Origin of the sequence: Treponema sp., assembly GCF_045657965.1 — a bacterium.
GTDB lineage: Bacteria > Spirochaetota > Spirochaetia > Treponematales > Treponemataceae > Treponema_D.
Map to the genome: position 1 here is coordinate 1 of NZ_JAZOUG010000279.1, position 10,135 is coordinate 10,135.

Below are 10,135 nucleotides of genomic sequence, written 5' to 3' on the forward strand. Positions count from 1 at the left end.
CAGATATCGTACTCGGCATGAAGTGCGGCGGTTCTGACGGTATGAGCGGAATCACCGCAAATGCTTTGATTGGCCGAATCTGTGATGCAATGACCGGTATGGGCGGTCGCGTTATGCTCACTGAAGTGCCTGAAATGTTCGGTGCTGAGCAGATGCTTATGAACCGCTGTGTCGATAAAGACCGCTTCGACAAAACTGTAAATTTAATCAACGGCTTTAAAGGCTACTACGCACGACACAATCAGGTCTGCTACGAAAACCCTTCACCGGGAAACAAAGCAGGCGGAATTACAACTCTTGAAGATAAATCACTTGGTTGTGTTCAGAAAGGCGGAAAGGCTCCTGTTACAGGCGTTTTGAAGTACGGCGAGCGTCTTCCTCAGAATGTTACAGGTCTTACTTTGCTTGAAGGACCGGGCAACGACATCGTTTCTACAACGGACATGACAGCTGCCGGCGCAAACATCATTCTGTTCTCAACTGGCCGCGGAACTCCTCTCGGAGCTCCTGTTCCAACCGTTAAAATCGCAACAAACCACCCGCTTGCACAGAACAAGCATGGCTGGATTGATTTTGACGCTGCCCGCCTCCTCGACGAGCCGAGCGATTCAGTCCGCGACGCTCTCTTACAGCAGATTATCGACATCGTTTCTGGCCGCGCTGTTACAAAGAACGAAAAGAACGGTTACCGCGAAATCGCAATCTTTAAAGACGGTGTAACACTGTAAAAAAAAAGCCGGCATTTGTGCCGGTTCTGTTTACAAAGCCGGCTTTCCTTGAGGAGAGGCCGGTATTTTTTTATCTTTCAAGGCGTTTAATCAGATATGGCAGGGCTTTTTCAAATTTTACGCCATACCAGTGGTCTTTATCGCCGATTGTCTGTTTAATTGATTCGACTACGAAATCTGCACCTATTGCGGCTGATTCAAGCAGGGATTTTCCGCGCATTAAAGAACCTGCAACTGCCGAAGCATAAGCGTCTCCTGTTCCGTGCATAGAAACATCAATCCGGTCTGTAAAGTAATAGTCTGTCAGAGTTCCGTTGTATACAGCACAGCCAAGCCTGTCTTTTTCAAAACTTACACCTGTAAGAATTACATTTTTTGCACCAGTTTTTTCGTATAAATCACGGCACATTTTTTCGATGTAAGCTTTATCATAATTGTCGCCTGGATATGGAACATCAAGTAAAAAGCTTGCCTCAGTTATATTAGGCATAATTACATCTGCACCACGGCAAAGTTTGAGCATTTCTTTTGGAAAATCTGAATCGAATCCTGTGTAGAGTTTTCCGTTATCTGCCATTACAGGGTCAACGATTCTTAAAGCATTCGGGCGGGCTGTCTTTTCCATAATTTCAAGAATAATTGGAATCTGTGACTTTGAAACATAACCGGTGTAAAATGCATCGAAGGAGATATTTTCTTTAAGCCATTGATTGAGGATGTTTGGCATGTCATTTGTAAGATCGTTGAAAGTCCATGCTGAAAAACCTGCTGTGTGATTTGAAAGAACTGAACTTGGCAGAATTGCAGTTTCAATTCCGCAGGCAGAAATTACTGGAAGTGCCACTGTAAGTGAGCACTGACCCACGCAGGAAATATCCTGGATTGTAAGAAGTCGTTTGTCCATTTTTTGCTCCTTTTTATTTTTTAATGATAAAACGATAGCAAAATTCTGGTATTAGATATATATTCAAATTGATTTAATTTTATAATACCAAAAAAAATGAAGGTGGAAGATTTGATAACTGTTGATTTTACTAAGCGGGAAAAAAAAGGTCTGTGTGATTATTTGTATGATTCAATCAAGTCTCAGATTGTTTCCGGACAGCTTTCAGCTGATGAAAAACTTCCTTCAAAAAGGAGTCTTGCAGATCATTTAGGGGTTAGTGTCATTACTGTTCAGAATGCATATTCTCTTCTGGCAGTTGAGGGGTATATTTATTCGGTAGAAAAATGCGGTTACTTTGTTACTGATATAAAAAATGATATTACGCCAAAAAAATCAGAGTCCAGTCTGACAGGTGTTTGGAATTCTGGCAGTAATTCGGATTCAGTTATCAGGAAAAAAAATCAGGAAAAGTGGATTGCAGATTTTTCAAGTAATGCAACAGGTTATGAGAAATTTCCTTTTTCTCTCTGGGCAAGGACAATGAGAAATGTTCTTAACAGTGGAGAAAAGAATCTTCTTCAGAAAATTGAATCTAAGGGAGTTTTTGAACTCAGGCTGGCGATTGCAAAACATCTTTTGGAATTTCGGGACATGAATGTTTCACCGGATAATATTGTAATTGGAGCTGGTTCTGAATCGCTGTATACGACATTAATTCAGCTTTTGGGAGAAAATCAATGTTATGCAGTTGAAAATCCGGGATATAAAAAAATCGCTTCAGTGTTCGGATTGAATAAAGCAAAATGGCTTGCAATCGATATGGACGATGAGGGCATGAATCCTGCTTTGCTTGAAACAAGCGGAGCAACTGTTATTCATGTTTCACCATCTCATCATTTTCCGACAGGAACTGTGATGAGTGTAAGGCGTAGAAATGAACTTCTTTCCTGGGCAAATAAAGAAGGTTTCCGTTACATTATTGAAGATGATTATGACAGCGAATTCCGGTTTACAGGAAAGCCTCTGCCGACTTTACAAAGTGCGGACACGAACGGAAAAGTAATTTACATAAATACATTTACAAAAACTTTATCACCTTCCTTTCGAATAAGTTATATGGTGCTTCCTGAACAGCTTTCCAAAAAATACGAACAAACGTTCGGTAGCTTTTCTAGTCCAGTTTCTGCTTTTGAGCAGTTTACTCTGTCAAGATTTATTCTGGATGGAAATTTTGCCCGTCATATTATCAGAATGAAAAATTATTACCGCTCATTAAGAAATGAACTGATTGAAGCTTTTTCTGATAAAATTTTTCTTGATAAAATTAAAATTCATGAAGAAGAATCAGGTCTGCATTTTCTTTTGACGGTTTGTGATGAGAAATTAGGTGTTAAACAGCTTAACGACCGTTTGTTAGTTAAAAGAATTAAAATTCCTCTTCTGAAAGATTTTTATTATTCACCGGTCCAGGAAGAAAAAGAAAAAACATTTGTAGTAAATTATTCAGGAATTCAAAAAAAATCTGTTGCTTCTATCGTTGAAGGGTTTAAGGAAGTTTTGATATAATTTTCATATGCTTCTTTTTGCAAGCGGTAGAACTGATATTCCTGCATTTTATTCTCAATGGTTTATGAACCGGATTCGCGCTGGATTTGTTGATGTCAGAAATCCTTATTACAAAGAACAGGTAACAAGATACAAATTAAACAGGGAGGTCGTGGACTGTATTGTTTTCTGCACCAAAAATCCTGCTCCAATGATTCCTTATCTTGAAGAACTAAAATCAACGGGATTAGGTTTGTATTTTTTTGTTACAATTACCCCTTACGAAAAAGATGTTGAGCCGAATGTTCCTGATAAAGAAAATGTAATGGACTGTTTTATAAATCTTTCTAAAAATCTTGGAAAAGACAGGGTCTGCTGGCGTTATGATCCTGTTTTTATTGATGAAAAATATTCTGTGTCTTATCACATAAAATCATTCCGGACAATGGCAGAAAAACTGAATGGTTTTACAGACAGGTGTATAATCAGTTTTATTGATTTGTATGCAAAAACGAAAAAAAATTTTCCTGGCATTAAAGAAGTTTCCGAAAGTGACCAGAAATTTCTTGCCCAGTCTTTTTCGCGGATTGCTTTTGGAAACGGAATTAAGATTGAGTCCTGTGCAGAAAAAATTGATTTAACTGCCTGTGGTGTTGAAGCCGGTGCATGTGTAAACCGTAACATAATTGAAAAAGCGGCTGGAATTCATTTGATTCAGAAAACAGGAAAACAGAATCTCAGGAAGCATTGTGAATGTCTTCCTATGCATGATATTGGAGCTTATAATTCATGCCCGCATTTGTGCAAATACTGTTATGCTAATTATGATGCAAGGCTTGTAGAGAAAAACTCTGCCCTGCATAATCCTGATTCAAATTTTCTCCTTGGCGAAACAAATGAAAATGATACAGTTCATGATGCAAAACAGAAATCGCTTAAAGACGAACAGCTGTTTTTTAAACTTGATTTTGCCTGATATAGATTTGTGTGCATTGAACAAATGTTTCAAATCATTTAAAATAAACCTAATATGAACGATTTAATAACAGACTTTATAGAAAAAGATACAATAAATTCTCTTGAAACACTTCTTGCAGCTTCTGATAATTCTGAAATTTTAAAAAATTCAGCTGTTGTTGCAAGTCAATTTGGAAGCGGGTTTGATATTTCTACAGACGAAAGCGTGCAGAAACTTATCACATCTTTCAAAAAAAATCTTACACTTCTTATTCAAAAAACATGGGTAGATAGTGCAGATATTTCCCTTAAAGAAGAAATTCTGGTAAAGCTTGAAAAGTATTGTGCTTCCATCGAAGAAAACAAATGGTCAGAAGTTTTTGCTTCCTTTACAAAAATTCTCGATGAAGTAATTTACCTTATGTTCGGTTCAATGTCTGAAACAGATGACTTTGCAGAATATGCCCTTCGAATTGATCCCGAATTTGGAATTTTCTGGTGGTATGTTAAAAGTTTGCCGGCTGCAAATGACTGGTCAAACGAAAAAAACAAGGCCGTCATGTTAATTGCCATGTTCTTTCTGGCAAATTACTAGAAATTTTCTATTACGGGGCTTTTTATGAATATTTCTGAAATTTGCGATAATCTTCGTGCTGGCAGTGATAAACTTGCACTTCAGACAGCAAGCCAGAAAAATACTGCACTTGCCGCAGTAATTTTATCTGTCGAAAAAAACAGGGCGTCTATTCTTAAAGCAAATGATGAAGATGTAGCTGTTGCCCGTGCCAAAGGAATGACGGAAAGTCTTGTAGAGCGGCTTGCTTTAGATGATAAAAAAATCAATTCAATTATTGAATCAATAAAAATCATTATTTCACAGACAGATCCAATTGGAGAAGAAACTGCGGGCTGGAAAACACCAAACGGCATGACAATCCGACAGGTGCGTGTTCCTCTTGGTGTTGTTGCAATTATTTATGAAAGCCGGCCGAACGTTACAGCAGACGCCTTTGCTCTGGCTTATAAAAGTGCAAATGCCATTCTCCTGCGAGGTTCTTCAAGTGCATTAAAATCAAATCAGGCGATTGTAAAGGCAATAAAAGAAGGTCTTTCTTCAGCAGAAGCACAGGGATTTGGTGTTCCAGAGGCAATTGAACTTGCTCCGTGCGAAAGCCATGACGAAGTGCAGGAAATCTTAACGGCTGTAGGTAAAGTTGATGTTGCACTTCCACGAGGCGGAGCAAAACTGATTAACATGGTTGTAGATACGGCAAAGGTTCCTGTAATTCAGACTGGTGCCGGTGTCTGTCATTTATATGTTGATGAAAGTGCTGATTTAGCTATGGCTGAAGAAATTGCATGGAATGCCAAAACACAGCGTCCTGGTGCCTGCAATGCAATTGAATGCATTTTAGTAAATGAAAAAGCAGCGGCTGATTTTCTTCCGAATCTGGTAAAGCGTTTTGAAGACAAAGTTCAGCTCCGCTGTGATGAAAAATCTTATAAAATCTGTGCTCCTCTTTGCAATTCTGCGGATTCAAAAATCGTTTTAGCAGAGGAATCTGATTTTGGCTATGAGTTTCTGGACATGGTTTGTGCAGTAAAAATCGTAAGTGATGTTAATGAAGCAATTTCTTATATAAATACATATAGCACAAAACATTCAGAATGTATTGTTACAGAAAATCGTGCAAATGCCCGTCTTTTTCAGGCAAAAATTGATGCAGCCTGTGTTTATGTCAATTCGTCAACCCGCTTTACGGATGGCGGTGAATTCGGTTTCGGTGCTGAACTTGGCATTTCAACACAAAAACTTCATGCACGCGGTCCAATGGGAATTAAAGCATTGACAACAACAAAATATCTTATTGATGGTGACGGTCAGATAAGGTAGAAAATTGGGAAGTGGGGCAGGTTTCTTCCAGAGAAAGGAGTTATTCTTCTACTTCCCAAACACCTTCGTTCGCAAACTTCCGTGCAGGGCAGCCACTATTTACCAAAGACCTCTTTTGCTATAGAAACACTCACCATCGCGTCTTTTGCGTAGTAGTCTGCACCAATCTGGCTTGCAAAGTCTTCGGTGAGGACCGCGCCGCCTACCATGATTTTGCAGCTCTTTCCCGCTTTGCCGAGTTCTTCGTGCAGAAGTTTGATTGTGGTCTCCATATTTGCGACCGTGGTGGTCATGAGTGCGCTCAATCCTACGAGCTGGATGTCTTTTTCGAGCACGGTTTCAACAACTTTTTCTGCGGGCACATTTTTTCCCAAATCGATGACCGTGTAGCCGTAGTTTTCGAGCATGGCTTTGACGATGTTTTTTCCGATGTCGTGGATGTCGCCGAAGACCGTGCAGATTACGATGCTACCCTTTGACTCCTGCGCGTTCCCGGTGGCTTCAAGATGTGCCTTGATTACGGCGAAACTGTTGCTTACCGTGTCGGCCGAGAGCAAAAGCTGGGGCAAAAATTTCTTTCCGACTTCAAAATCTTTTCCTACGATGTCGAGCGCGGGCACGATGCAGCGGTCAATGATTTGGACCGGCTCTTTTCCTTCTTCGAGCAGTTTTTTGGTTGCATCGGCCGAAGAATCTTTGAATCCCTTGCAGATTATGTTGATGAGAGAATTTTCGCTTTCGGTGAGGTTTTCTGGAAGTTTTACGCTTGCACTCTCAGGTGTTTTTGCTTTTGTTACTGAGGAGGGTACCCCCCTTGCGTTTGCAGCCTGTTCCGCAGTCAATCCATAAACTGGAGCGGGAGTGTCGTTGTATTTTTCTATATAATCAAGGCAGTTTTCGTCAAAGGCAGCAAGGGCACGGTAGCCGTAGTAAGTTTCCATCATCGGCTGCATGAGTGGGTTGATGATACATGCACTTAATCCCGCGTAAAGTGCCATTGCAAAGAATCTTGAGTTTATGATGTCGCGCCGTGGGATTCCGAACGAAATGTTTGAAACGCCTAGCACGAACTGCAACCCCTGCTCTCCGTATTTTTCCTTGAGAATCTGAATTGCACGCACCGTTTCCAGTGCTTCTTTCTGCTGGCTTGAAACCGTGAGCGTGAGCGTGTCGATTACGATGTTTCGCACAGGTATTCCGTATTTTGCAGCTTCGGCAATGATTTTTTCTGCAACGGCAACGCGTCCTTCTGCTGTGGGTGCGATTCCCGCCTCATCGATACAAAGTGCAACCACAGCACCGCCGTATTTTTTTACCAGCGGAAGAACTTTGTCCATTACATCCTGGCGACCGTTCGTGGAATTTATGAGCGCTTTTCCGTTGTAGTAACGCAGAGCCTTTTCAAGAACAGGAGCTTCACTCGAATCAATCTGGAGAGGAGTGTTGAATGCTCCTTGAATCGTCTTTACCGCATCAACCATTGTCTGAGCCTCGTCGATTCCAGGTAAACCTACGTTCACATCGAGAATTTGTGCGCCCGCGTTAATCTGACTTTCTGCCTCGCCGAGCACGAAATTCATATTGTGGGCAAGCAATGCTTCTTTTACCTTCTTTTTGCCGGTCGGGTTAATCCGCTCACCGATAATCTGAGGACCGGCAGCCCCTCCAATCTGAACGCTTGAGTTATACGAGCAGATAAAGCACGCGCTTTCAAATTCGCACGGCTTCCGCTTTTGTGGCGGCATGGCTTCAATTGCCTGTACCATCGCACGGATATGGTCAGGAGTCGTTCCGCAGCATCCGCCAAAGACCGTAACTCCAAGTTCGCGGTATTTTTTGTGGTGTTCGGCAAATTCTTCGCCGCTTACAAGATAGACTGCCTTTCCGTTGATTACTGTCGGCAACCCCGCATTCGGTTCGGCAGCGACAGGAAGGTGAGCGTAACGCATGTATTCAGTAACGATTTTATCATCTTCGCTCAAAGAGCCGCCGCAGTTCATTCCGATTAAATCTACTCCGAGCGATTCAAGATAGACTACGACCGTCCGGATATCAGCACCGGTCAAAGTGCGCAGGTTCGGCTGGAAAGTCACGCTCGTAAAAATCGGCAAATCCGTATTTTCTTTTACAGCAAGAACCGCCGCCTTAATTTCGCGCAAGTCCGCCATCGTCTCGATAATGGCAAGTTCAGCCCCCGCTTTTTCGGCAATTATCGCCGCTTCTTTGTAAGTTTCGTAGGCTTCATCAAAAGTCAAATCCCCCATCGGCTCCAAAAGACGGCCAATCTGACTTGTATCCCATGAAATGTAGTGCGGGCGGGTGTTTCCTTTCGCCTCAACTTCAGCAACACATTCTTTTTGAATCTTAATTCCCGCCTCAATATATTCGCGGCAAGTGTATTTTGCAGAAATCAACTTTAGCGGGAGAGCTCCGAATGTGTTTGCAGTGAGCACGTTTGCACCTGCTTCAAGATATGCTTTGTGAATGTCCGCGATAATCTCCGGCTTTTCAATCGAAATGTCTTCCGGAATGTCGTAATCAGTGTAGCCGGTCTTTTGAATCATCGTGCCGATTCCACCGTCAAAAAATACGGGAAGCCCCGCCTCAACCTGAGATTTTAAAAATTCACGGAAAGTTGGTTTCACAAAGTTCTTATTCATAGAAACGATTTTAGCGAAAAAACAAACCTATAGCAATGATAGGGAGTTTTTAGAAACCTGGTGTTTTTACTGATACAGGTAAAGACATTTTGCAGAGGTTTTTCCAAGAAAATCGTACAGGCCTGCTTCGGGATTTTTTGCAAAATTTGCAGCACCTGAAAGCAGTGACATCCAGTTTTCTTCGTAATGATATTTGTAATCTACAAAATTAATTTCTTCTTCAAAGGAATTTGAAATTGTATTTTTTGCAGCGTCAAAAGAACAGACCTCATCAATAAGGCCGTTATTTTTTGCCTGATTTGCAGTATAAATGCGTCCGTCTGCAAGAATTTTAACATCTGAAATATTCATTTTTCTTGAATCAGCAACAATTGATGTAAACTGTTCATAGGCTTCATCAGCAATTGACTGCATTATTGTACGCTGTTCTTCAGTAAGTACGGAATTGTAATTTCCCATGTTTTTGTTTTTACCGGCTGTTATTGTAGTCATTTTTATGCCGATTTTTTCCATTAATCCAGTTGCATCCAGACTTTGACCGGCAATAACTCCGATAGAGCCGGTGAGAGTGTTCCGGTTTGCAAAAATCTGGTCTGCAGAACAGCCGATATAGTATCCGCCGCTTGCAGCAAGGGAAGCAAAATAAGCAAAGACAGGACGGTTTGTAGTTTTTTTGTAATCCAGAAGAGCAAGATAAGCTTCGTCTGATTCGTAAACAGTGCCGCCCGGAGAATTTATATTGAGTAAAATTCCGCGGTTATTAGAATCATTTTTTGCATTTTTGATTTTTTTGAGAAGCCATTTTTGATTGTATGTTTTATTTTCTTCTGAAATTACGCCGGAAATGTAAATGACTGAGATGTAAGGCGATTTTGTATTTTTTTGAGAAGATTCATTATTTTTTGAAATGCTTTTAGAAAGTATTTTTGTAAATGAATCTGAATTTTCTTCATCAAAAGAATCTTCATCAAAATCATTAATAAATGAAAAATTGGTTTCGAAATCTGCTATATCAGTTTTTTGGGTAGAAAGGAGTTTGCGTCCTCCAAAAAACAGAGCAACCAGAGCAAGTGTTATAAGAATTTTAAGTCCTTTATTGTTTTTCATTTTATTTCCTCACTGAATTATTTTTTTATTTAAAATCTGCCGGAGAAAGCCGGTTTTCTGCAAAAGCCTTTTGTTTAAGATAATAGTAGGCATTCAGTTCTGTCATTTTTACATACGGAATTAAAAAGATTAATCCGATTCCCTGAGTAAAGCAGCACAGTAAAAACCAGCCGAAAAAACTTAAGTGCATTGAAAAAAGCTCTGCTTTATGGCCTTCAGTAAGAATTATACTGATTTTCATTGCTTTATCTGTTTTAATTTCAGGATTTTCTGCAATTACATAATGCATCATTAAATAACTGTAAAATTTAATAACTGCCGGAAAAAAGAATAACAGTGACCATAAAAAAAGCCAAAG

8 protein-coding genes and 1 pseudogene are annotated in these 10,135 nt (G+C 40.4%); 5 read left to right on the forward strand and 4 right to left on the reverse strand.

Going from position 1 to position 10,135, the window contains the following annotated elements; genetic code table 11:
- A pseudogene (locus ACKI5B_RS10595) lies at positions 1 to 728 on the forward strand (altronate dehydratase); the annotation flags it as partial.
- Between the two features lie 70 nt (positions 729 to 798).
- Here ACKI5B_RS10595 and ACKI5B_RS10600 read toward each other — a convergent pair.
- Positions 799 to 1,632, reverse strand: coding sequence for a pyridoxamine kinase (locus ACKI5B_RS10600; protein ID WP_407428546.1), 834 nt, complete (start codon positions 1,630 to 1,632; stop codon positions 799 to 801).
- A gap of 96 nt (positions 1,633 to 1,728) precedes the next feature.
- Between ACKI5B_RS10600 and pdxR the strand changes: the two genes are divergently transcribed.
- From pdxR to ACKI5B_RS10620, 4 genes are read left to right on the forward strand one after another with little or no spacing between them, the layout of a single operon-like run.
- Positions 1,729 to 3,180 carry a MocR-like pyridoxine biosynthesis transcription factor PdxR gene (gene pdxR, locus ACKI5B_RS10605; protein WP_407428548.1) on the forward strand — a complete coding sequence of 484 codons (1,452 nt, stop codon included), beginning with the start codon at positions 1,729 to 1,731 and terminating at the stop codon, positions 3,178 to 3,180.
- A gap of 7 nt (positions 3,181 to 3,187) precedes the next feature.
- Positions 3,188 to 4,135, forward strand: coding sequence for a DUF1848 domain-containing protein (locus ACKI5B_RS10610; protein WP_407428550.1), 948 nt, complete (start codon positions 3,188 to 3,190; stop codon positions 4,133 to 4,135).
- A 54-nt stretch (positions 4,136 to 4,189) separates the two neighbouring features.
- Positions 4,190 to 4,711 (forward strand): hypothetical protein, encoded by a 522-nt coding sequence (locus tag ACKI5B_RS10615; RefSeq protein ID WP_407428552.1) that lies wholly within the window; start codon positions 4,190 to 4,192, stop codon positions 4,709 to 4,711.
- A gap of 24 nt (positions 4,712 to 4,735) precedes the next feature.
- Entirely contained in the window at positions 4,736 to 6,010 is a 1,275-nt protein-coding gene (locus tag ACKI5B_RS10620; protein WP_407428554.1) for a glutamate-5-semialdehyde dehydrogenase, read from the forward strand.
- 95 nt (positions 6,011 to 6,105) lie between these two features.
- On the opposite strand, the gene ACKI5B_RS10625 is transcribed toward ACKI5B_RS10620, so the two are convergent.
- The 3 genes from ACKI5B_RS10625 to ACKI5B_RS10635 form a co-directional block, all read right to left on the reverse strand.
- Entirely contained in the window at positions 6,106 to 8,670 is a 2,565-nt protein-coding gene (locus tag ACKI5B_RS10625; RefSeq protein ID WP_407428556.1) for a homocysteine S-methyltransferase family protein, read from the reverse strand.
- 66 nt (positions 8,671 to 8,736) lie between these two features.
- Complete coding sequence (gene sppA / locus ACKI5B_RS10630) at positions 8,737 to 9,777, reverse strand: signal peptide peptidase SppA (protein WP_407428558.1); 1,041 nt, start codon at positions 9,775 to 9,777, stop codon at positions 8,737 to 8,739.
- 25 nt (positions 9,778 to 9,802) lie between these two features.
- On the reverse strand, positions 9,803 to 10,135 hold a 333-nt coding region (locus tag ACKI5B_RS10635), incomplete at its 5' end, for a DUF975 family protein (protein ID WP_407428560.1).